Source organism: Faecalibacterium sp. HTF-F (genome assembly GCF_023347535.1).
Classification (GTDB): domain Bacteria; phylum Bacillota; class Clostridia; order Oscillospirales; family Ruminococcaceae; genus Faecalibacterium; species Faecalibacterium wellingii.
In genome coordinates this window covers 2,315,180-2,337,891 of record NZ_CP094473.1, presented here as the reverse complement: position 1 = coordinate 2,337,891, position 22,712 = coordinate 2,315,180, and the positions used below count along the sequence as shown (strand labels likewise).

Below are 22,712 nucleotides of genomic sequence, written 5' to 3'. Positions count from 1 at the left end.
GAAAAATTTCCGCCGGGCTGAATGATAGAGCCGGGATCGGTCGATCCTGACAGAAGATCCGTTTTTGAAAGGAGAGCACCATGGAACTGAAGGGCACCAAAACCGAGAAAAACCTGATGGAAGCATTTGCCGGTGAGAGCCAGGCACGCAATAAGTACACCTTTTTTGCCAGCATGGCCAAAAAGGAAGGCTACGAGCAGCTGGCCGCGATCTTTGAAGAGACTGCCGGCAACGAGAAGGAACACGCAAAGATCTGGTTCAAGCTGCTGTGCGGCGGCGCGATCCCCGATACCCTGACCTGTCTGGACATGGCCGCAGGCGGCGAGCACGACGAGTGGACGGAAATGTACCCCCGTATGGCCAGAGAGGCCAAAGAAGAGGGTTTCCCCCAGATCGCAGCCCTGTTCACCATGGTGGCACAGATCGAGAAGGAGCACGAGGAGCGCTACCGCGCGTTGGCCGACAACCTGAAGAACAGCAGAGTGTTTGCCCGCGAGGAACAGCAGGTGTGGCAGTGCCGGAACTGCGGATATACCTATATCGGCAAGTCCGCACCGCTCAAGTGCCCGGTGTGCGCACATCCCCAGAGCTATTTTGAGCTGAAAAAGATCAACTACTGATAAAAACAGGCAGACGCCGCCGTATCCGGTCCCGGGTACGGCGGCGTTTTGTACAAAATTGAAAACCGGATTTTAGCACTCCCCACAAAATGCGGCCCTGCGGTGCGGCAGAAGGGCCCAAAAACTTGACCATGTTTTGCTCTGCGTGTAAAATAATACGAAGATAAGAGTATTTGAACATTTCCGGAAACAGGCAGGGAGGGCAAAGCCCATGAAGCAAAGATTCAAGACCGGCGTTGGCGCATTCGTACTGTGTGTGGTGCTGCTTTTGGCAGGGGCTCTGCCGGTCTGTGCGGTCAAGGGCCACCCGGTCCCGGACAGCGGTATGACGCTGGACACCTCGGAGCTGCTGCTGGAGCTGACCAGTGAGGACCCTGCCCCGGTGGCCTATCTGACGGTGCAGGCACCCAACGATTACTTTTTCCTGATCTGGACGTCCAGTGCGCCTTCAGTGGCGTCGGTGGACGGCACCGGCAAGGTGACCGGCCATTCCGAGGGCACGGCTTCCATCACAGCCTGCAACGAGCGGGGCGAAAAAACGGCCTGCCTTGTGACCGTGCGCAAAAGCACAGTGGCCCGCCCGGTGCTGAACACCACCGAGCTGGCGCTGACCATTACGGAGCAGGAGCCTGCGCCTTCGGCTCAGCTGAAGCTGGAACAGAACGACAGAGGGTTCATCTATGTGCGGCAGTGGGTGAGCAGCAGCCCTTCCGTGGCACAGGTGAGCAGCAGCGGAACCGTGACGGGCCAAAGCTCCGGCAGAGCCGTCATCAGCGCACTGACGACAGCCGGGCAGGTGCTGCGCTGCACGGTGACAGTCACCTCTGAAATAGGCCGTGTGCGGATCAGCAAAAACGCCATGCTGCTGCAGGCAGTGGGGGCCAGCCAGAAGCTGACCGCACAGGCTGCAGGCGGCAAAAACACGGCAATGACATGGCTCAGCAGCAACCCGGATGTGGCACAGGTGAGCACAGACGGCACAGTGACCGCTGTGGGCGATGGTGAGACCGTGATCCTTGCAGTCTCGCCGGAGGGCCGTGCCGATGCCTGCTACGTGGCGGTGGGAACGGCGGCGTGGCGCTACCGCTCCGAGGAGGAGCTGGCCGAGGTGCTGACCGTCTCCGGGCAGCTGCCGTATTCGGATGGAAAATGAAAAGGGGAGCGTTCTGTGCGGCAGGACGCTCCCTTTTTTCAGGCTCCGCAGGGCAGAAAGATCATCGTTCCCCGGGCAGACCACGCCATCCGCTGGGCCATGCAGCCGGGCGCACCGGCCAGCAGAAACAGGGCCAGTGCGGCGAGCAGCAGCACCCATCCAAGGCCGCTGTGCGGCCTGCCGGAAAAAGGCTCCCCTTTTTTGCGTCTCATCCCGCTGCCCCCTTTTTGCTGTGCTGGGCCATCCTATGCGCCGCAGGCACCGATTGTGCAACCGGCCCGGCTGTGGTACAATAAAACCTTAAGAGATACATTGTACAGGGAGAACGATCTTTATGCTTACCATCACACTGCTGGGCACCGCTGCTACCATGCCGCTGCCGGACCGGGCGCTTTCGGCTGCGTTTGCAGCCTGCGGCGGGCACGGTCTGCTCTGGGACTGCGGCGAGGGAACGCAGGCAGCGGCACACCGGGCAGGCGTGAACCTGATGCGGGCGGATGCCATCTGCCTGACCCACTACCATGGCGACCACATCTTTGGCCTGCCGGGCCTTTTGCAGACGCTGGGGGCGCAGGGCCGCACAAGGCCGCTTGCCCTGCTGGGTCCGGAGGGCCTGTCGGATATCTGGGCGGCTGTGCGGGCACTGACCGGCCCGCTGCCCTATCCGGTAAAGCCGCAGGTGCTTATGCCGGGCCAGCCGCTGGCGCTGGATGCGCTGAGCGAGGGCTGGCCTGCCGGTGCGCGGCTGGTGCCGTTTGCCACAAAGCACCGGGTAAAAAGCCTTGGCTACCGGCTGGAGCTGCCCCGTGCGGGCAAATTTTCGCCGGAGCAGGCCCGGGCGCTGGGGGTGCCGGTGCAGCAATGGAAGCTGCTGCAGAAAGGGCAGAGCGTTGCCGTGGAGGGCAGAACGGTGCAGCCTGTACAGGTGCTGGGCGCACCGCGCAGGGGGCTGAGCGTGGTGTTCTCCGGCGACACCGCCCCCTGCCCGGGCCTTTTGCAGGCGGCACAGGATGCAGACCTGCTGCTTTGCGACGCCACCTATGCGCTGCCGGAGCAGGAAGCGCAGGCCCGGCAGTGGGGCCACAGCACCTTCGGGCAGAGCGCGGCCCTTGCTGCACAGGCGGGCGCAAAACGGCTGTGGCTGACCCATTACTCCCCCATGATCACCGACCCGGAGGAGTATGCCGAACAGGCACAGGGCATCTTTCCGGCGGCAGAATGCGGCTTTGACGGCAAAAGCATCACCCTGCAGTACGAGGAGGTGCAGCCATGACCATCCGGATGGACGAGGGCGCGGCCGAGCTGCTGGACACCCTGCACAGGGCGGGCTATGCGGCCTACGTGGTGGGCGGCTGCGTGCGGGACAGCCTGCTGGGTCTTACCCCCCATGACTGGGATCTTTGCACCAGCGCCCTGCCGCAGCAGGGAATGGAGCTGTTCGGCGAAGAAAAATGCATTCCCACCGGCCTGCAGCACGGCACCGTGACTGTAAAGCAGGGCGGTGGGCTGTACGAGATCACCACCTTCCGCACCGAGGGAACTTATACCGATGGCCGCCACCCGGACGAGGTGCATTTTGTACCGGATGTGCGGGAGGATCTGGCCCGGCGGGATTTTACCATTAACGCCATGGCTTACAATGTAAAAGAGGGCCTTGTGGACCCCTTTGGCGGGCAGGCCGATCTGCAAAGCGGCATCCTGCGGGCTGTGGGTGTGCCGCACCAGCGGTTCACCGAGGACGCGCTGCGCATCCTGCGGCTGTACCGGTTCGCAGCGCGGTTTGGCTTTGCCATCGACCCGCCCACGGCGCAGGCGGCACAGGAGCTGTGCGCCCATCTGGACTGTGTATCGGTGGAGCGCATCGAGGAAGAGCTTGCAAAGCTGCTGAGCGCACCCGCCCCTGCGGCATATCTTGACGAAAAAATACTCGGCGTTGTTTTGCCCGAGCTTTCACCGGAGGCACTGGCGGCGGCAAAGCCGGTGGTGGATGCCTGCCCGGCGGGGGAGCGGGCCCTGCCCGTCCGTCTGGCGGCGCTGCTGCTGAGCCTTGGCGAGGACGGCACCCGCCGCACCCTCAGGCGCCTGCGCTGCTCCAATGCCTGTATTGAGGAAACGGCGGTGCTGGTGCGGGAAGCCAGAGGGCGTGACGGTAGTTTCTCTGAGGACCGTCCGCTGGGGTGGGACCCTGTTGCCGAAGGCAATAGGGCGGGCGATGGAATGGCCCGAATCGTGTCCGAAGAGAAAGCTACCGTCACACCCGACTTTACTATCTACGCCCGCCGACTACTGGGCAAATATAACTTGTGTACCGTGCAGCGTCTGGCCGCACTGGGCACAGCCCTGCAGCCGGAACACGCGGCTGATTTTGCTGCACTTTCCGAATTGGCCGAACGATTGGATGCGGACGGTGTGTGCTGCCGCGTCAGCCAGCTGGCTGTGAATGGCCGCGACCTGATGGCGGCAGGCGTCCCGGCGGGGCCGGGCATCCGCAAAGTGTTGGAAGCACTGCTGGATGGCGTGATCCGGGAAGAATACCCCAACGAGCGGCAAGCCCTGCTGGCCGCAGTGCAGCAGCTTGCTGCGTCTTGACAAGCGCTTTTTTCAGAGTTACTATTATACTACTGTTTTAGTGTGTTGAATGCACCAAAGGAGAACTTATGACCACACAGACCCCTGATTCAAAGCCGCGTGCCCTCATTGCCATGAGCGGCGGCGTGGACAGCTCGGTGGCAGCATGGCTCATGCAGCAGGCAGGCTATGACTGCACCGGCATCACCATGCGGCTCACCCGCAACGAAACGCTGGGTCAGTCCGGCTTTCACACCTGCTGCTCGGAAAAGGACATCGAGGACGCGGCAGAGGTGGCGTATGCCATGGATATCCCGTACGAGGTGCTGGATTTCACGGCCGACTTCCGGGAGCAGATCATTGAAAAATTCGTCCGCGTGTATGAGGCGGGCGGCACGCCGAACCCCTGCATCGACTGCAATAAATATATGAAGTTCCGCCATCTGCTGGACTGGGCCCGGGCACACGGCATGGAGTATGTGGTCACGGGCCACTATGCCCGGGTGGAGCAGGACGAGGCCACCGGCCGTTTCCTGCTCAAAAAGGGGCTGGACGAGGGCAAGGACCAGAGCTACGTGCTCTACAACCTCACCCAGGAGCAGCTGGCGCATATCCGCCTGCCGCTGGGCGGCCTGCACAAGACCGAGGTGCGCGAGATCGCGGAGCAGCACAAATTCGTCAATGCCCGCAAGCACGACAGTCAGGACATCTGCTTTGTGCCGGATGGCGACTATGCCCGCTTTATGGAGGACTTCACCGGCAAACGCTACCCGGCAGGTGATTTTCTGGACGAAAACGGCAGGGTGGTGGGCACCCACAACGGCGCGGTGCGGTACACCATCGGCCAGCGCAAGGGGCTGGGCCTTGCCATGGGGGCACCTGTGTACGTCTGCGGCAAGGACATGCAGGCAAACACCGTCACGGTAGGGCCGGAGGAGATGCTGTTCGACCGCATCGTGTATGCGGACGAGGTGAACTGGATCGCTATTCCGGAGCTGACCGGGCCGCTGCGGGTCACAGCCCGCACCCGGTACCATCAGGTGGAGCAGGCCGCCACCGTCTACCCGGCGGAGTGCGGCTTCCGGCTGGAATTTGACCAGCCCCAGCGCGCCCCTACGCCCGGTCAGGCCGTGGTGCTGTATCAGGGCGACACGGTGCTGGGCGGCGGCACCATCACCCGCGTAGAAAAGTAAGGAGAACGAAATGCAAAATCAGTATTCCCGCACGCAGCTGCTGCTGGGCGCGGAAGCCATGGAAAAACTGCACAATTCCCGCGTGGCGGTGTTCGGCATCGGCGGCGTGGGCGGCTACACGGTGGAAGCGCTGGCGCGCAGCGGTGTGGGGGCACTGGATCTGATCGATGACGATAAGGTCTGCCTGACCAACCTCAACCGCCAGATCATCGCCACCCGCAGCACGATAGGGCAATATAAGGTAGATGTGGCTGCGCAGCGCATCCACGACATTGACCCGGATATCAAGGTGACCACCCACCGGTGCTTCTTTGGCCCGGAAACACAGGACCAGTTCGACTTTACCCAGTACGACTATGTGGTGGACGCCATCGACACCGTCACCGGCAAGCTGGCCCTGGTGATGAAATGCAAGGAGGCGGGCACCCCCATCATCTGCTCCATGGGCGCAGGCAACAAGATGGACCCGACCCGCTTTGAAGTGACCGATATCTACAAGACCTCGGTCTGCCCGCTGGCCAAGGTGATGCGCACCGAGTGCCGCAAGCGCAGGATCAAGCACCTGAAGGTGGTCTACTCCAAGGAGCCTGCCATGACCCCCATCGAGGATGACGCCATCAGCTGCAAGAATCACTGCATCTGCCCGCCGGGCACCCAGCGCAAGTGCACCCAGCGCCGCTCGGTGCCGGGCTCCAATGCCTTTGTGCCCTCGGTAGCCGGCCTGATCATCGGCGGCGAGGTTGTAAAAGACCTTGTGGGCTTTGTGCCAATGAAGGGGTAAAACAGACCGCAGACTCCTGCTGTGTGGGACGATTTGAAATGCGCTCCGCGTTGCTTTGCGCATAAGCTAAGGAAATTATATTTTTGATTTTGGGGTCCAGAAACGCCTGCGGGCGTTTCTGGACCCCATTTTCATGGGCGGGGGTCGTGGAGGAAAGGCTTGTGCCTGCGGGCAGAACGTTAACTCCGCCGCGCGAATGTTTCCGCAGGAAACCAGCGCGGCAGCTTCCGCTTTCGGTTATGACTCCTCCCGTGAAAAGGCAATTCTGGAAAATCCGCAGATTTTCCAGAATTGCGAAATAAAATAATAATTCCGCTGAAAATGGTCAGAGCATCAGCGGAGACCATTTAAGATCGTGTTTTTTACGCGCTGCAGCGTTCTATAATATAAATTTGCAATCAATTTGCAATTTGGTATTGCAATTGGAGAGAATATCGTGTATAATCATCCCTGTTCAAAAATGCAAATTGGTTGCAATTTGCTATAATAAATCGATTTTCTGCTGTGTTTGGAGTGTATATGGAACTGTTTCTGGATGTTCTGGGTGAATCTCTGGTGGATACCGCCAAGATGCTGCCCTTCCTGTTTCTGGCTTATCTTCTGATCGAATATATTGAGACCCGCCATGGTGAGCGCATCGAAGCGCTGCTGGCCGGAGGCGGCCGCTGGGGCGCGATTCCGGGCGCAGTGCTGGGCTGTGTGCCGCAGTGCGGCTTTTCAGCCATTGCGTCCAACTTCTATTCCTCCCGCGTCATCACGCTGGGCACCCTGATGGCTGTTTACCTTGCTACCAGTGACGAAGCCATCCCGCTGCTGGTATCCATGCCGGCTTATTGGGACAAGCTGGCGGTGCTCATGGTCATCAAGGTGGTGTACGCCATTGCGGTGGGCTTTGCGCTGGACTTTGTCCTGCGCGGTGTGCTACCCAAAAGCCTGCGTGGTGGCTACACCGGCCACGCGGATGAAGTGGACTGCCACGAGGAGCACAGCGACGAAGCCGGAAACGCACAGCCCATCTGGAAGGCAGCCCTGCGCCACACGCTGGAGATCTTCGTGTTCATTTTTGCGTTCAGTCTGGTGTTCGGCCTGATCGTCGAGGGCGTGGGCGAGGACGTCTTTGCCAGCGTTCTGGGCAGCATGGGCTTCTTCCAGCCGGTGGTGGCCGCGCTGGTGGGCCTGATCCCCAACTGCGCCGCCAGCGTGCTGCTGACCCAGCTGTATGTGGAGGGCGCCCTGCGCTTTTCCAGTCTGGTGGCGGGCCTGTGCACCGGTGCAGGCGTGGGTTTGGCGGTGCTGTGGCGCACCAATCCTTCCTGGAAGCAGAACCTCTTCATCACCGGCCTGACCTGGGGTGCAGGTGCCTTTCTGGGCGTGGCGATGCAGGTGGTCGTGGCCGTGTTTGCATAACGACCGGAACAGGCTGCCGCATCCGGTTTGGCTGTCTCCTTTTTAATATCTTTCTGCTGTGGAGAATGAAAAAACGGGCTGTTGCTCCGGGGCTTGCCCCCTGTGCAATGGCCTGTTTCATTTTTTACTGAATTTTAGCCATTGTGATATGTTACATATTTTTGCTGTGGCTTCATGAAAACATGAAATAAAGCCGCTGTACAGGTCTTTTTTTGCGAAAAGGGAAAAATACTTTCTTTTTTCAAAAAGCAATTTACTTTTTGCTCCGTCTGTGGTAATATGTTAGTATCAGCACGGCCCGGAGCCATCCGCCCACCGTGCAGAAAAATCATCAAAATCTTTAAGACCGTTATCAGATTTTAGGAGGAAGATTTTATGAAGGGCGTTCAGATCGTTGAACCGAATAAACTGCAGATCGTTGATCTCGAGAAGCCTCAGATCGACAAGGAAAACAATGTTCTGGTCCGTATGGTCGCTGCCGGCATCTGCGGCTCCGACGTGGGCATCTACCATGGCACCAATGCCGCTGCCACCTATCCCCGCATCATCGGCCACGAGAACGTGGGCATCGTTGAGGAGATCGGCGAGGGTGTGACCCGCGTGAAGGTGGGCGACCGCGTCATCATCGATCAGGTCACCGCCTGCGGTCACTGCTATGCCTGCCGCAAGGGCCGTCCCAACGTCTGCGGCAACCTGAAGGTGCGCGGTGTGCACATCGACGGCGGCTACCGCGAGTACATGGCTGTGCCGGACCGCGACTGCTATCTGGTGCCTGAGATTCTGAGCGACGAAGAGGCGGTCATGATCGAGCCCACCACCATTGCTGTGCAGTGCTGCAGCCGTGCTGAGCTGGAGAGCGAGGACACCGTCATGATCATCGGCAGCGGCGCTCTGGGCAGCTCCATCCTGCGCATTGTCAAGCTGTACAACCCCAAGGCCATCATCGTCACCGATATCGACGACGCCAAGCTGGAAGAGGCCAAGAAGAACGGCGCAACCTACACCATCAACAGCCTGAAGGAGGACGTTCCCGCCAAGGCTCACGAGCTGACCGAGGGCTACGGCCCCACCGTGACCATCGATGCCGCCTGCGTCAAGGGCAGCCTGCTGACCGCTCTGCAGGCCACCGGCAACGCCGGCCGCGTCATCACCATGGGCTTCTCCGTGGCTCCCACCGAGGTCAACCAGTTCGTCATTACTTCCAAGGAGCTGGACGTTCGCGGCAGCCGCCTGCAGAACCGCAAGTTCCAGGATGTCATCGATCTGGTCAACGAGGGCAAGGTGGATCTGCGCGGCAGCATCTCCCACACTTGGAACTTCGAGGATGCACAGGCAGCCTTCGACTTCGTGGACAGCCGCGATCCTTCCTACCGCAAGGGTGTTCTGACCTTCAAGAAGTAAGAACCCTTCACCGGGTCGTTTCCGCGCTCTGAGGGCACTTTGCGCCGGTCTCAGCGCACATTGTGAGATATTAAATAAACTGGCAGGGTGTGTCCTTCGGGGCGCACCCTGCTTTTGTCTGGCCGTTTTTTGTTCGGAGATGGCGGGCATTGCGGAATGACAAAGAACTTGCCATTGCGAAAAATGCACTTTATGGCACAGTGCGTTAGAGCGGCGGGGCAGGCCAATGCAGCGGAAGGACGACTGCTCGCGGCTCCTTGCACAGGGGCTTTGTGGGGGCATTCCGCATGATGTTCAGGACTTTCTCAGACCGCCGATTCAGACGGCAGTCCTGAGCGCGGCAGGCTTCTATGATCTTTGCGCAGAAGAGCTCCTGCCGCTCCGGATGCCGACCGGAGAAGAGGCCAGAGCGGGACAGCCGATCTATGACAGGCCGGCATGGGGCGGAATGGCCGTTCCCATCCCAGCGGGGCGGCACGAAGTCTGTAGGTGCAAAAAAGAGATAGGCGGCCCCTTTCGGGAACGCCTATCTCTTTTTGGGGCTGTTTGCAGCAGCCCTTTTTTGACGAAGTAAAAGAGTTTCTTGGAAAGACTAGGGAAAGGATCAGCCCATGACCAGATTTGCCACGCCGACGGTGAGGAAGGGCACATAGGTGACTAGGAACAGAACGCCGAAGTTGACGATCAGCAGCGGAACCAGAGCCTTCACGCTGTCGGACAGGGTGCACTTGCCGTAGCGGGAGCCGATGTTGGTAGCAGCGAACAGGCAGACACCGACGGGAGGAGTGCACAGGCCCAGAACCAGGTTCATGACCACGATGATACCGAACTGGATGGGGTCAACACCCACGGCGGTAGCCACAGCCAGCAGGGTCGGGAACAGGATCAGGATGGCGGCGATGGTCTCCATGAACATGCCGACGAAGATCAGGAAGAGGTTGATGAGCAGCAGGATCAGGTACTTGTTGGAGGTCAGGCGCAGCATTGCGTCAGCGATCATGCTGGGGATGTGCTCCTTGGTCAGGATGAAAGCGAACACGTTTGCAAAGGCCACCAGAGCCATGATAGCGGAAGCGGAGGAAACGGTATCCTTCAGGCAGGAGTACATCTCCTTGGGGCCCATCTTGCGGTAGATGAACACAGCCACGAACAGGCCGTAGACCACGCAGATGATGGAAGCCTCGGTGGGGGTGACGATGCCGCCCATGATGCCGAACAGGATGATGGCCACCATGATCAGCGCCCAGATAGCTTCCTTAGTCGCATGCAGGACGTGAGACCAGCTTGCGCGCTTATCGCGCTTGGGGTAGTGGCGCTTGACCGACAGGATGTAGCAGGTAGCGCACATGCCGAGGCCCAGCAGCAGGCCGGGGACGATGCCGGCCATGAACATCTTGGAGACGGACAGGCCGGTCATGGTGGCAGCCATGATCATGGGAACAGACGGGGGAATGATGGGGCCAAGGCAGGAGGAAGCGGCAGTGATGGCGACCGAGAAGGGTACGTCATAGCCCTGATTGACCATCATGGGGATCTCAACGCCGCCCAGAGCGACGGTATCGGACAGAGCCGTGCCGGAGATGCCGGCAAAGACCATGGATGCCAGAACGTTTGCATAAGCCAGACCGCCGGTGATGTGGCCGACCAGTGCGTCTGCAAAGTCCAGCAGCTTCTCAGAAATGCCGCCCTGATTCATCAGGTTGCCGGCAAAGGTGAAGCCGGGGATGCACAGCAGGGTGAAGGAGTCCAGACCCTTGAAGAAATACTGTGCAAAGTTGATCATCTGGATGTGGGAACCCAGCATGTAGGCCACGGATGCGAGACCCAGACTGAACGCCACAGGCACGCCGATGGCCAGCGCACCGAGGAAAACGATAAACAGAACTGCAACCATTGCTTAGTCCTCCTTTTCAGCGGTATCGTTCCAGCTCAGCGCAGTGCGGACGATGTCCAGCAGGTAGCTGACAGGCAGGATGATGAAGGTGAGGAACTGGGAGAAGTAGATATACTTCATGGAGATGTTGGTGGCGGTGGAGTTCATCGCAAAGGCGGGGAAGCAGTACTTCGGCTCGGCCATCACCAGAATGACCAGACACATGGCCAGAATGGCGAACTCGATGATCAGGTTCAGCACCTTCAGCGCCTTGGGGCTCTTCTTTTTCAAAAAGTCGCCCATGAACTCAACGTTGACGAACTCATGCTTCAAAGCAGCCAGACCAACGCCGAAGGCCACCATGTAGATGAAGGAATAACGGGCCAGCTCCTCGGTCCAGGAGGGGGCATTGGGCAGGAAGTTGCGGCTGATGACCTGCACCAGAACGCAGAAGCAGAAACCGATGTAGAAAACGGAGCTCAGCGCATACAGCACTTCCATGTAGCCCTTGATGAACTTATTCAGGCTTTTTTTCATAAAAGATTCGACCTCTCTTTCCTTGAGGGTGGGTATGGACGATAAAGAAGGGGCAGACTGCAAGTTTTGTCAGCCTGCCCCGTTGGAACAACTTAACTTATATCGTCAGTCGATCAGGCCAGAGCTTCGATAGCGTCGTAGATCTTCTTCTGGCTGTCGGTCAGGATGGGCAGCACGCCGCTGACCATTGCATCAGCAAACTCCTGAGTATCGACCTCGATGAACTCCATGCCCTGCTCCTGCAGCTGGTTGTAGTACTTTTCCTCGTTGTCCAGAAACAGCTCGTGCTCGTATGCCTGGCACTCGGCACCAGCCTGATCCACAACGGCCTTCTGGCTGTCGGACAGGCGATTGTACTGAGCCAGACCCATTGCAATGTAGACCCATGCACGCAGGTGAGCGGTCAGGATCAGGTAGGGGCAGACCTCGTAGAAGCTCTGGGTCTCGATCATGGCCAGCGGGTTCTCCTGTGCCTCGATGGTGCCCTGCTGCAGAGAGGTAAAGACCTCAGACAGTGCCATGGGGGTGGGCTTTGCGCCCAGAGCCTGGAAGGCGGCCACGGTCATAGCGGACTGGGGAGTGCGGATGACCAGATTGTTGCAATCGGCAACGCTGGTGATCTTCTTGGTGGAGGTGATGTAGCGAGGACCACGGGTGAAGTAGCCCAGGCACTTCATGCCGCAGGCCTCCATCAGGCCCTCGAACTCCTGACCGACTTCACCGGTCAGAACCTTCTCCATCTGCTCGTCGCTCTGGATCAGGTACGGCATGCCGATCATGCCCAGATCGGGCTGATAGGTCTGCATGGACTCGCCGGTAAAGGTGATGTCCACCGTGCCGCTGTCGGACAGGATGCCCTGGATCATATCGACCTCGGGGCCCAGCTGGCTGTTGGGGAACACGTCCACTTCGATGGTGCCGTTGGAGTTGGCTTCGCAGTACTCCTTGAACTTCAGAGCGCCCTGATGCCAGGAGTCGCTCTCGTCGTTGATGTGGCCGATGTTGATCACGACCTTATCACCGGTGACCTCGCCGCCTGCAGCAGTGGAAGCAGATGCAGCGGTGGAGGTGGAAGCAGCAGTGCTGGAGGAGCTGCCGCCGCAGGCTGCCAGACCCATGGCCAGTGCAGAGACACCTGCAACCTTCATGAAGTTACGACGAGTGATCTTGTGGATACGCATAAAATTCTCTCCTTTTACTTCGTATGACCTTTCCGGTTATCACGTCCGAACGGCAGGTTCGTGCTTCTGCGGTTCGGTTTTCCTGCAAATATACTAACATATTAGCTACAGAATGTCCAGTAAAAAAGCAAAGTTTCTTTGCCAAATTCTTAGCCGAATCTTTGTGCGAAATGTAAAAAATTTGAAGCTTGTTGGATACAACAGACTAAACTTTTCTCCGGCAGAGGTGAAAATTACAAATAAATTACAATAAAAATCCTTTCTTTCGCAACGATCCTGCGCGGTGACCGACAATGGTTGGAAAAGACCTTATGATATGTTACATTATTTTCTGGCAATACCAGCGTATGGAAAGGACTGCAAAACCGGGTGCGGAAAGCGCAACAACAAAAAAATGGCTCCCTCCGCAAAAGCGGAAGGAGCCGTAAGAAGAAAGAGAAGAAGGAAAGCTTATCAGCCCATGACGAGATTGGCCACGCCAACGGTGAGGAAGGGTACATAGGTGACCAGGAACAGAACGCCGAAGTTGACGATCAGCAGCGGGACCAGAGCCTTCACGCTGTCGGACAGGGTGCACTTGCCGTAGCGGGCACCGATGTTGGTAGCAGCGAACAGGCAGACACCGACGGGAGGAGTGCACAGGCCCAGAACCAGGTTCATGACCACGATGATGCCGAAATGGATGGGATCGACGCCCACGGCGGCAGCCACAGCCAGCAGGGTCGGGAACAGGATCAGGATGGCGGCGATGGTCTCCATGAACATGCCGACGAAGATCAGGAAGAGGTTGATGAGCAGCAGGATCAGGTACTTGTTGGTGGTCAGGTGCAGCATTGCGTCGGCGATCATGCTGGGGATGTGCTCCTTGGTCAGGATGAAGGCGAACACGTTTGCAAAGGCCACCAGAGCCATGATAGCGGAAGCGGAGGAAACGGTATCCTTCAGGCAGGAGTACATCTCCTTGGGACCCATCTTGCGGTAGATGAACACTGCCACGAACAGGCCGTAGACCACGCAGATGATGGAAGCCTCGGTGGGGGTGACGATGCCGCCCATGATGCCGAACAGGATGATGGCCACCATGATCAGTGCCCAGATGGCTTCCTTGGTCGCATGCCAGATATGGCTCCATTTAGGCGGGGTATTACGCTTGGGGTAGTGGCGCTTGACCGACAGGATGTAGCAGGTAGCGCACATGCCGAAGCCCAGCAGCAGGCCGGGGACGATGCCGGCCATGAACATTTTGGAGACGGACAGGCCGGTCATGGTAGCAGCCATGATCATGGGAACAGACGGGGGAATGATGGGGCCAAGGCAGGAGGAAGCGGCGGTGATGGCGACCGAGAAGGGCACGTCATAGCCCTGATTGACCATCATGGGAATCTCAACGCCGCCCAGAGCAACGGTATCGGACAAAGCCGTGCCGGAGATGCCGGCAAAGACCATGGATGCCAGAACGTTTGCATAAGCCAGACCGCCGGTGACGTGGCCGACCAGTGCATCTGCAAAGTCCAGCAGCTTATCCGAGATGCCGCCCTGATTCATCAGGTTGCCAGCAAAGGTAAAGCCGGGGATGCACAGCAGGGTGAAGGAGTCCAGACCCTTGAAGAAATACTGTGCAAAGTTGATCATCTGGATGTGAGCACCCAGCATGTAGGCCACGGATGCGAGGCCCAGACTGAACGCCACGGGCACGCCGATGGCCAGCGCGACGAGGAAAACAATAAACAGAACTGCAACCATTGCGTTTCGACCTCCTTTATGCAGCAGGCTTCTCGGTCCAGCCGACCAGAGTGCGGACGATGTCCAGCAGGTAGCTGACGGGCAGGATGATGAAGGTGAGGAACTGGGAGAAGTAGATATACTTCATGGAGATGTTGGTGGCGGTGGAGTTCATCGCAAAGGTGGGGAAGCAGTACTTCGGCTCGGCCATCACCAGAATGACCAGACACATGGCGAGGATGATGACCTCGATGACAAGGTTCAGCACATCCAGTGCCTTCTGATTCTTTGACTTGAGGAAATCGCCGAGGAACTCAACATTGACGAACTCGTGCTTCAGGGCCGCCAGACCAACGCCGAAGGCCACCATATAAATAAAGGAATAACGGGCCAGCTCCTCAGTCCAGGAGGGGGCATTGGGCAGAAAGTTGCGGCTGATGACCTGCACCAGAACGCAGAAGCAGAAGCCTGCGTAGAAGACGGAACTCAAAGCGTACAAGATCTCCATGTAGACCTTGATGAATTTATCCAAGCCTTTCTTCATGATCTCAACCTCATTTCAGGATTTACAGCCGCATCAGGCCAGCGCTGCGATGGAATCGTAGATCTTCTTCTGGCTGTCGGTCAGGATGGGCAGAACGCCGTCGATCATTGCCTTGGCGAACGCATCGGTATCGACCTCGATGAACTCCATGCCCTGCTCCTGCAGCTGGTTGTAGTACTTTTCCTCGTTGTCCAGGAACAGCTCGTGCTCGTATGCCTGGCACTCGGCACCGGCCTGATCCACAACGGCCTTCTGGCTGTCGGACAGACGCTCGTACTGAGCCAGACCCATTGCAATGTAGACCCATGCACGCAGGTGAGCGGTCAGGATCAGGTAGGGGCAGACCTCGTAGAAGCTCTGGGTCTCGATCATGGCCAGCGGGTTCTCCTGAGCCTCGATGGTGCCCTGCTGCAGAGAGGTAAAGACCTCAGACAGTGCCATGGGGGTGGGCTTTGCACCCAGAGCCTGGAAAGCGGCCACGGTCATAGCGGACTGGGGGGTGCGGATGACCAGATTGTTGCAGTCGGCAACGCTGGTGATCTTCTTGGTGGAGGTGATGTAGCGAGGACCACGGGTGAAGTAGCCCAGGCACTTCATGCCGCAGGCCTCCATCAGGCCCTCGAACTCCTGACCGACTTCACCGGTCAGAACCTTTTCCATCTGCTCGTCGCTCTGGATCAGGTACGGCATGCCGATCATGCCCAGATCGGGCTGGTAGGTCTGCATGGACTCGCCGGTAAAGGTGATGTCCACCGTGCCGCTGTCGGACAGGATGCCCTGGATCATATCGACCTCGGGGCCCAGCTGGCTGTTGGGGAACACGTCCACTTCGATGGTGCCGTTGGAGTTGGCTTCGCAGTACTCCTTGAACTTCAGAGCGCCCTGATGCCAGGAGTCGCTCTGGTCGTTGATGTGGCCGATGTTGATCACGACCTTATCACCGGTGACCTCGCCGCCTGCAGCGGAGCCTGCGGTGGAGGTGGAAGCGGCAGTGCTGGAGGAGCTGCCGCCGCAGGCTGCCAGACCCATGGCCAGTGCAGAGACACCTGCAACCTTCATGAAGTTACGACGAGTGATCTTGTGGATACGCATAAGAAAATCTCTCCTTTTCATTTGTTTTCATGCCTGCGGTCAGGGTGGAACGCCGCTGCGCCGGTTCGTGCAGCCGGACGCCGCGTTCCGTCTGCGGCATGTTTCCCTTGACGATATACTAACATATCAGCTTGACGGGGACAATACAAAACGGCGCTTCTTATCTGAATCTTTACCAGCCGTTCCCCAAAGGAAAACTGTGCTTTATGTTGTATACTAGCCTGAAAAAATGGAGAAATGGAGCATAAAAACCAGAAAAAACAAAAACAGACAGCCCGGTACAGGAGGACCATACCGGGCTGTCTGTTTAAAAATCCCAGAGAATGCATCTGCAGCGTTCCGCTGTGCCGGAAGGCTGCAGGTAACATTTCAGACGCAGATCATTTCTTTTTCTTCTTGTTTTTTTCGGACTTGTATACCGTAACAAGGCTCTTCAGCTTCACACCGGTCTCGTGGGTATCCTCCACCGGGCCGGAATGGAAGCGCTCCTGCTCCAGATAGGCGATCATGCCGTCGCGGTCAAAGCACTTCTGGGCGGGAACGCCGGTCAGCCGGGCCTCCTTGCTGGTGAACACGGCGATCACCTCCACCGGGATGCCGCTCAGTCCGGCCCTGTCCATGGCGCGGCGCAGCAGCACCTGCTGCTTTTCGCTGGTGGTGACAGGGTTCGGGATGCGGTTGTCCGTGTGGTTGATGTGCTGACGCCACTGGTCGTTCGGCTGGTCGCCGGGACGGATCTCGCCGGCAAAGCCGAAGCAGTTCAGGCCCACCACGCCGCCCGGGGTGACCACCAGCGCCAGCGTGGTGGTCAGCTGGCCGCCTTCCTGAATGGTGCCGGGGTACACCAGCGTATAGTGCTGGCGCTTGGTAAAGGTGATGAGCTGCGAGACGATCGCGGTCAGCTCGCCCTGCATACTGTTGTTCACATGCCGTTCCGGCTTTTTCTCCGGCTCGACCTCAAGCCCCAGCGGGCCGCGCTTTTTTTTGCGGTGCAGCGGGGCCATCAGGGCCTGCGTAAAGCTTTTGGTGCCGTTGCGCGCAGCCACCATGGGCAGGATCAGCAGAAGGATCAGGGCCAGAACGACCACAACAAGAATATTCCATGCGTCCAAAACAGTACTCTCCTTATAACTTCAATGTAGTGGGGAGCCGTTTACTCCATCGTGACAACGACCTTCATGTAGCTGCCGGGGTTCTTCTCGATGTCGATGATGGTCTCAGGCACCTCTTCCAGCTTGACGGTCTTGGTGAGCAGCTTGAGCATATCCACCTTCTTGGTGGCGATCAGCTCCAGAGCCTCGGGGAACTCGCCGGCGCTGGTGCGGGCACCGCGCAGGTCGATCTCCTTGCGGGTGATGGTGTCGGTGGGCAGGCTGGTCTCCTTCTTGGGCCAGCCGGTGAAGGTGATGCGGCCTGCATGGCTCACAAGGTCCAGCGTGCTGCGGATGGCGGGGTTTGCGCCGGAGCACTCCATGACCTGCTGTGCGCCCTCGCCGCCGGTGATCTCGTGGACACGGGCGTTGGCATCTTCCTTGCCGGAGTTGATGGTGTACTCTACGCCCAGAGACTTTGCAAAGTCCAGACGCTCCTGCACCAGATCCAGCAGGATGGCGTGTGCGCCGTAGGCCTGTGCCACCATGGCAGCAGCCAGACCGATGGGGCCTGCACCGATGATGGCGCAGTATTCGCCTGCCTTCAGGCCGCCGCGGTGGATGCCGTGCAGGCTGATGGTCAGGGGCTCGGCCATGGCAGCCTGCACCCAGCTCATGCCATCGGGGATCTTGACGAGCATATCAGCCGGATGGCAGAAGTACTCGGCCATGCCGCCCTCAACGTGCACACCCAGAACATGCAGATCGTCGCAGCAGTTGGTGCGGCCGATGGAGCAGGGATAGCAGTGACCGCAGTACAGGTACGGGTCCACGACCACGCGGTCGCCCACCTTGATGCCGTTCTTGTTGTTCTCCGGGATGGAGACGACCACACCGGCCAGCTCGTGGCCGATGACGCGGGGATAGCTCACCAGACCATTGGTGCCGCGGAACGCGCCGATGTCGCTGCCGCAGATACCGGCTGCCATGATCTTGATGAGGGCCTCACCGGGCTTGGGTTCCGGCATGGGGATCTTGACGCAGGAGACCTGCCAGGGTTCTGCAAAGCGGATCGCATTGATTTCAGACATGTGATTGACCTCCTATAGCCAACTGATATGTTACTTGTTGAGCATATTATAACGCCTTTGGGGCGGAAATGCAACTTGTTTTACAGTTTTTTGTCCGCGATTTCAGGATTTTAGTTGCTTTTTAGCAAAAAGGCTTTTGACAAGTGATATGTTATGCCTTATAATAGAGAAAACAATATCTTTAGAAGCAACAAACCTTGACCCAGCGCTTTCCTGCCGGAGAGCAAACTATTGTAAGGGGAAATTACCAATGAAAGATGACAAGTCCCGCATCCTGCCGCTGCTGATGGACCCTCGCCAGCCGGACGAGAACAACCGGGCCTACGCCTACCGCATCCTGCGCAAGAATATCATGAACATTCAGCTGCAGCCCGGCTGCCAGCTGAGCGAGGCGGAGCTGAGCGAGCATCTGGTCATGAGCCGCACGCCCATCCACGAAGCACTGATGATGCTCAAGGGCGAATGGCTGGTGGATGTGCTGCCTCAGCGCGGCAGCATCGTCTCCAAGATCTCGATCCAGTACATCAACGAGGGCTATGCCATGCGCAAGATGCTGGAACCCGCTTTGCTGCGCAGCCTGTCCGGCCACCTGAATCAGGCGCAGCTCAGCGAGCTGCACGGTCTGCTGGAACAGCAGGATGGCTCCGCCTGCATCAGCCACGATGTGCTGGGCGATTACTTCATCACGCTGGACAACGAGTTCCATAAGCGCCTGTATACCTATGCCGGTTATGACCGCATCTGGCAGGCCATGCACAACGTTACTACTCACATGGATCGTGTGCGCTATCTGGACACCGCTCTGTGCCAGATGGATATGGAGACCTTCCGCGAGGAGCATGAGCAGCTGTATAAATATCTGATGGTGGGCCTGCCCAAGGATGTGGATGTGGACGCATTCTTCGAGCATCATCTGGGCGCCTACCGGGAACACTTCCAGAGCCTGCTGGACCGCTTCCCGGATTTCTTCATCTGAGAAGCTGTTTTTGCGAACAGGGCCGCTTCCGTGAATGGAACGATGCGGAGGCCCTGCCTGCATCCGGGAACCCCTTTTCCCTTGGCATTTCAAGCGGTTCCCGCCGAATTTTCCAGAAGCTCTGTCGTTTTTACCAAAGGACAGAGCTTCTTTTTGTTTATGTTTTTTGCGGAAAGTGCTTGACAGAAGTCACGGGATGTTATATATTTGAAGCGATGAAACATATAACACAACGCCGGTTTCCCATACCAGAAAAAGGAGAAAGGTGGATACCATGAAAAAACAATACGATGTGGTCATCATCGGTGCGGGCGTCGTGGGCAGTGCCATTGCGCGCGAGCTGTCCCGCTACAAGCTGAGCATTGCAGTGCTGGAGAAGAATCTGGACGTCTGCAACGAGACCAGCGGCCGCAACTCTGCGGTGGTGCACGGCGGCTTTGCCAACCCCACCGGCAGCCTGAAGGCAAAATGCTGCGTGGAAGGCAACAGGATCATGGACCAGCTGGCCGAGGAGCTGAACTTCCCGTTCAAGCGCTGCGGCAAGGTGCTGGTGGGCAACACCCCCGAGGACATGGAGCAGCTGGAGCGCACCATGAAGCAGGGCGCTGTCAACGGCTGCACCGGTCTGGAGATGATCGACGAGGCAAAGCTGCATGAGCTGGTGCCCGCCGTGGTGGGCAAGTTTGCCATGTGGTCCAAGAACAGCGGCATCATGGACCCGTTCCTGTACACGGTGGCTCTGGCCGAGAACGCACACGCCAACGGCGTGGACTTCTTCTTTGACCACAAGGTCACGGCCATTACCCGCGAAAACGAGCTGTACTACCTGCACACCGAGCACGGCGATGTCTGCACCCGCTGGGTGGTCAACGCCGCAGGTCTGGGCGCAAAGCAGATCTCCGACCTGCTGGGCCTGACCGGCTACCGTGTCATCGGCTCCCGCAGCAACTACATCATCCTGCACAAGCGCATGGGAAAGCTGCTGCCCATGCCGGTGTACCCGGTGCCCAGCAACACCTATATGGGCATCCACATCACCCCCACCGTGGACGGCAACGTCACCGTGGGCCCGGATGCTGAGAACACCGATGTGCTGGACGATTACAGCGTGCCGCAGGCCAACATGGACAGTCTGGCCGTGGAGGGCGCAAAGCTGTGGCCCCACATCTTTAAAAAGGATCAGATCCGCACCTTCGCCGGCATCCAGCCCAAGTGGGTGGATGAGAACGGCGCCATTCAGGACTGGAAGGTGGAGATCCGGGACGACGTGGCACCCAATGCCGTCAACCTCGTGGGCATCGAGTCCCCGGGCCTGACCGGCAGCGTGCCGCTGGCCCGCTACGTCATCGGCCTGATGCTGGAGCATGAGAAGTTCGAGGCAAACCCCGGCTTCGACCCGCACCACAAGGGCATCGTCAAGTTTGCAGAGTGCACTCCGGAGCAGCAGGCAGAGCTCATTACGCAGGATCCCGATTACGGCGAGATGATCTGCAGCTGTGAGGAAGTGACCAAGGCGGAGATCCTGCAGGCCATCCATAACCCGCTGGGCGTTTCCACCATGACCGGCATCAAGTACCGCACCCGCGCCATGATGGGCGGCTGTCAGGGCGGCTTCTGCCAGATGAAGATCGAGAACTTCATCGAGCAGGAGCTGGGCACCGAGCCGGAGGATGTTCGTTACAGCCGTCAGGGCTCCTGGGTCCTGACCGGAACCATGCGGAAGGAGGAGAACTGAGCGATGGAACAGAAGGACGTTGTGATTATCGGCGGCGGCCCCGCAGGTCTTGCCGCAGCGGTGGAACTGCACAAGCAGGGTATCCGCAACATGATCATTCTGGAGCGCGAGGCGATGCTGGGCGGCATCCTGCGCCAGTGCATCCATGATGGCTTTGGTCTGGGCCGCTTCGGCGAGAGCCTGTCCGGCCCCGAGTATGCACAGGCTTTCATTGATGAGGTGAACAAGCGTGAGATCCCCTACGAGACCAGCGCCACGGTGCTGAGCCTGACGGCGGATCGTGTCGTCACCGCCTCCACCCGCAGCGGCCTGCGCCAGTATCAGGCAAAGGCTGTGGTGCTCGCCATGGGCTGCAAGGAGCGCAGCCGCGGCGCACTGGGCATTCCCGGCGAGCGTCCGGCAGGCGTGTTCACCGCAGGCACCGCGCAGGCTTACATGAACCTCTACAACCGGATGCCCGGCAAGGAGGTCATCATCCTCGGTTCCGGCGATATCGGCATGATCATGGCCCGCCGCATGACGCTGGAAGGCGCTCATGTGCAGGCAGTGTTCGAGCTGATGCCTTACCCCTCCGGCCTGCCGCGCAACATCGTGCAGTGTCTGGATGATTACAATATCCCGCTCTATCTCAGCCACACCGTCACCGAGATCCATGGCCGCAATCGTCTGACCGGCGTGACCATCTCCGAGGTGGACGCGAACCGTCGGCCCATCCCCGGCACCGAGAAGGAGTACAAGTGCGATACGCTGATCCTCTCCGTCGGTCTGATTCCGGAGAACAAGCTGCTGGAGGATGCCGGCATCGCCATTGACCCCCACACCAACGGTGCCTTCGTGGACGAGAACCTGCAGACCAACGTGCCCGGCGTGTTCTCTGCCGGCAATGTGCTGCATGTGCATGATCTGGTGGACTTCGTTTCCATGGAGTCCGAGGCACTGGCACGCCACGCTGCCGCCTACGTTGAGGGCAAGGGCATCGACCCCTGCACGCTGGACGTGAAGTGCGGCGAGGGCGTGGGCCACACCATCCCGCAGAAGGTCAGCGGCAAGAACGACTTCAGCCTGTCGCTGCGCGTGCGGAACCACTACCGTGACTGCCGCATCGTGGTGCGCCAGAACGGTGTGGAAGTTGCTGCCAAGAAGATGAAGAAAGCCATTCCTGCGGAGATGATCCAGTTCAAGGTCTCTGCTGCCAAGCTGCAGGAGGAAGGCGCACTGGAGGTGTCGGTGGAATGAAAAAGCAATTTACCTGTATCGTCTGCCCCAACGGCTGCGAGATCGAAGCCGAAGTTGAAAATGGTCAGGTGATCTCGGTCACCGGCCACACCTGCCCCCGCGGCGAACAGTATGTCCGTCAGGAGCTGACTGCGCCCCGCCGCACCATCGCCAGCTCGGTGCTGGTCAAGGGCGGCGAGCTGCCTGTCACCAGCGTCCGCCTGACCCGGGCCATCCCCAAGGATATGATCTTCCCGGTGATGGATGAGATCCGCAAGGTGGTGCTGACTGCCCCCGTCAAGGCAGGCACCATCGTTCTGCACAACGTCTGCGGACTGGACAGTGACGTGATGGTCACCAAGAATGTTGCCGCAAAGTAAATCATCTGCATCGTTCTCCATTATATAAAGGAAAGCACCCGCTGCCCGGTCTGAAAATGCCCGGCGGCGGGTGCTTTTTCGTGCAAACAGAAGGGGACGCCTGCTCTGCCCAAAAGCGTCCCGAAATAACCTTTTTGCCCTGAAATGCAGCG

Annotated in this window: 21 protein-coding genes; 12 read left to right on the top strand and 9 right to left on the bottom strand. The window is 58.8% G+C overall.

What is annotated here, in order from left to right; genetic code table 11:
• The first annotated feature begins 80 nt into the window (after positions 1–80).
• Both rbr and MTP37_RS11085 read left to right on the top strand, forming a co-directional pair.
• On the top strand, positions 81–620 hold the full coding sequence (rbr, locus tag MTP37_RS11090) for a rubrerythrin (RefSeq protein WP_249237337.1): 540 nt from the start codon (positions 81–83) through the stop codon (positions 618–620).
• A 211-nt stretch (positions 621–831) separates the two neighbouring features.
• On the top strand, positions 832–1,773 hold the full coding sequence (locus MTP37_RS11085) for an Ig-like domain-containing protein (RefSeq protein ID WP_249237336.1): 942 nt from the start codon (positions 832–834) through the stop codon (positions 1,771–1,773).
• A gap of 38 nt (positions 1,774–1,811) precedes the next feature.
• Here MTP37_RS11085 and MTP37_RS11080 read toward each other — a convergent pair whose 3' ends face one another.
• Complete coding sequence (locus tag MTP37_RS11080; protein ID WP_249237335.1) at positions 1,812–1,985, bottom strand: hypothetical protein; 174 nt, start codon at positions 1,983–1,985, stop codon at positions 1,812–1,814.
• A 122-nt stretch (positions 1,986–2,107) separates the two neighbouring features.
• On the opposite strand from MTP37_RS11080, the gene MTP37_RS11075 reads away from it, so the two are divergent.
• The 6 genes from MTP37_RS11075 (at position 2,108) to MTP37_RS11050 (ending at position 9,123) form a co-directional block, all read left to right on the top strand.
• A complete protein-coding gene (locus MTP37_RS11075) occupies positions 2,108–3,046 on the top strand; it encodes a ribonuclease Z (RefSeq protein WP_249237334.1) in 939 nt (312 codons plus the stop codon).
• Positions 3,043–4,362: a CCA tRNA nucleotidyltransferase gene (locus tag MTP37_RS11070; RefSeq protein WP_249237333.1), complete on the top strand. Its 1,320-nt coding sequence runs from the start codon at positions 3,043–3,045 to the stop codon at positions 4,360–4,362. Before MTP37_RS11075 ends, MTP37_RS11070 begins: the two co-directional genes overlap by 4 nt.
• Positions 4,363–4,430: 68 nt before the next feature.
• The gene (gene mnmA, locus MTP37_RS11065) at positions 4,431–5,534 is read left to right on the top strand and encodes a tRNA 2-thiouridine(34) synthase MnmA (protein WP_249237332.1); all 1,104 of its coding nucleotides are present in this window, start codon (positions 4,431–4,433) and stop codon (positions 5,532–5,534) included.
• Positions 5,535–5,544: 10 nt separating this feature from the next.
• Positions 5,545–6,315: a tRNA threonylcarbamoyladenosine dehydratase gene (locus MTP37_RS11060; protein WP_249237331.1), complete on the top strand. Its 771-nt coding sequence runs from the start codon at positions 5,545–5,547 to the stop codon at positions 6,313–6,315.
• A gap of 519 nt (positions 6,316–6,834) precedes the next feature.
• Positions 6,835–7,722, top strand: coding sequence for a putative manganese transporter (locus MTP37_RS11055; RefSeq protein WP_249237330.1), 888 nt, complete (start codon positions 6,835–6,837; stop codon positions 7,720–7,722).
• 375 nt (positions 7,723–8,097) lie between these two features.
• Positions 8,098–9,123: a zinc-binding alcohol dehydrogenase family protein gene (locus MTP37_RS11050; protein ID WP_249237329.1), complete on the top strand. Its 1,026-nt coding sequence runs from the start codon at positions 8,098–8,100 to the stop codon at positions 9,121–9,123.
• 604 nt (positions 9,124–9,727) lie between these two features.
• Here MTP37_RS11050 and MTP37_RS11045 read toward each other — a convergent pair.
• The 8 genes from MTP37_RS11045 to MTP37_RS11010 form a co-directional block, all read right to left on the bottom strand.
• Positions 9,728–11,017 carry a TRAP transporter large permease gene (locus tag MTP37_RS11045; RefSeq protein WP_249237328.1) on the bottom strand — a complete coding sequence of 430 codons (1,290 nt, stop codon included), beginning with the start codon at positions 11,015–11,017 and terminating at the stop codon, positions 9,728–9,730.
• A 3-nt stretch (positions 11,018–11,020) separates the two neighbouring features.
• Entirely contained in the window at positions 11,021–11,533 is a 513-nt protein-coding gene (locus MTP37_RS11040; protein ID WP_249237327.1) for a TRAP transporter small permease, read from the bottom strand.
• 113 nt (positions 11,534–11,646) lie between these two features.
• The gene (gene dctP, locus MTP37_RS11035; protein WP_249237326.1) at positions 11,647–12,714 is read right to left on the bottom strand and encodes a TRAP transporter substrate-binding protein DctP; all 1,068 of its coding nucleotides are present in this window, start codon (positions 12,712–12,714) and stop codon (positions 11,647–11,649) included.
• Positions 12,715–13,167: 453 nt separating this feature from the next.
• Positions 13,168–14,457, bottom strand: a complete 1,290-nt coding sequence (locus MTP37_RS11030; protein ID WP_249237325.1) for a TRAP transporter large permease — start codon at positions 14,455–14,457, stop codon at positions 13,168–13,170.
• Positions 14,458–14,473: 16 nt separating this feature from the next.
• Entirely contained in the window at positions 14,474–14,980 is a 507-nt protein-coding gene (locus MTP37_RS11025) for a TRAP transporter small permease (RefSeq protein WP_249237324.1), read from the bottom strand.
• A gap of 33 nt (positions 14,981–15,013) precedes the next feature.
• Positions 15,014–16,072: a TRAP transporter substrate-binding protein DctP gene (dctP, locus tag MTP37_RS11020; RefSeq protein ID WP_249237323.1), complete on the bottom strand. Its 1,059-nt coding sequence runs from the start codon at positions 16,070–16,072 to the stop codon at positions 15,014–15,016.
• 380 nt (positions 16,073–16,452) lie between these two features.
• Entirely contained in the window at positions 16,453–17,184 is a 732-nt protein-coding gene (locus tag MTP37_RS11015; RefSeq protein WP_249237322.1) for an NERD domain-containing protein, read from the bottom strand.
• 41 nt (positions 17,185–17,225) lie between these two features.
• The gene (locus MTP37_RS11010; protein ID WP_249237321.1) at positions 17,226–18,254 is read right to left on the bottom strand and encodes a zinc-binding alcohol dehydrogenase family protein; all 1,029 of its coding nucleotides are present in this window, start codon (positions 18,252–18,254) and stop codon (positions 17,226–17,228) included.
• 250 nt (positions 18,255–18,504) lie between these two features.
• Between MTP37_RS11010 and MTP37_RS11005 the strand changes: the two genes are divergently transcribed.
• The 4 genes from MTP37_RS11005 (at position 18,505) to MTP37_RS10990 (ending at position 22,560) form a co-directional block, all read left to right on the top strand.
• The gene (locus MTP37_RS11005; protein WP_249237320.1) at positions 18,505–19,230 is read left to right on the top strand and encodes a GntR family transcriptional regulator; all 726 of its coding nucleotides are present in this window, start codon (positions 18,505–18,507) and stop codon (positions 19,228–19,230) included.
• A gap of 274 nt (positions 19,231–19,504) precedes the next feature.
• Complete coding sequence (locus MTP37_RS11000; RefSeq protein ID WP_249237319.1) at positions 19,505–20,965, top strand: NAD(P)/FAD-dependent oxidoreductase; 1,461 nt, start codon at positions 19,505–19,507, stop codon at positions 20,963–20,965.
• Positions 20,966–20,968: 3 nt separating this feature from the next.
• Positions 20,969–22,201 (top strand): NAD(P)/FAD-dependent oxidoreductase, encoded by a 1,233-nt coding sequence (locus MTP37_RS10995; RefSeq protein ID WP_249237318.1) that lies wholly within the window; start codon positions 20,969–20,971, stop codon positions 22,199–22,201.
• On the top strand, positions 22,198–22,560 hold the full coding sequence (locus MTP37_RS10990; protein ID WP_249237317.1) for a DUF1667 domain-containing protein: 363 nt from the start codon (positions 22,198–22,200) through the stop codon (positions 22,558–22,560). The genes MTP37_RS10995 and MTP37_RS10990 overlap by 4 nt, the downstream gene beginning before the upstream one ends.
• The last annotated feature ends 152 nt before the right edge of the window (positions 22,561–22,712 follow it).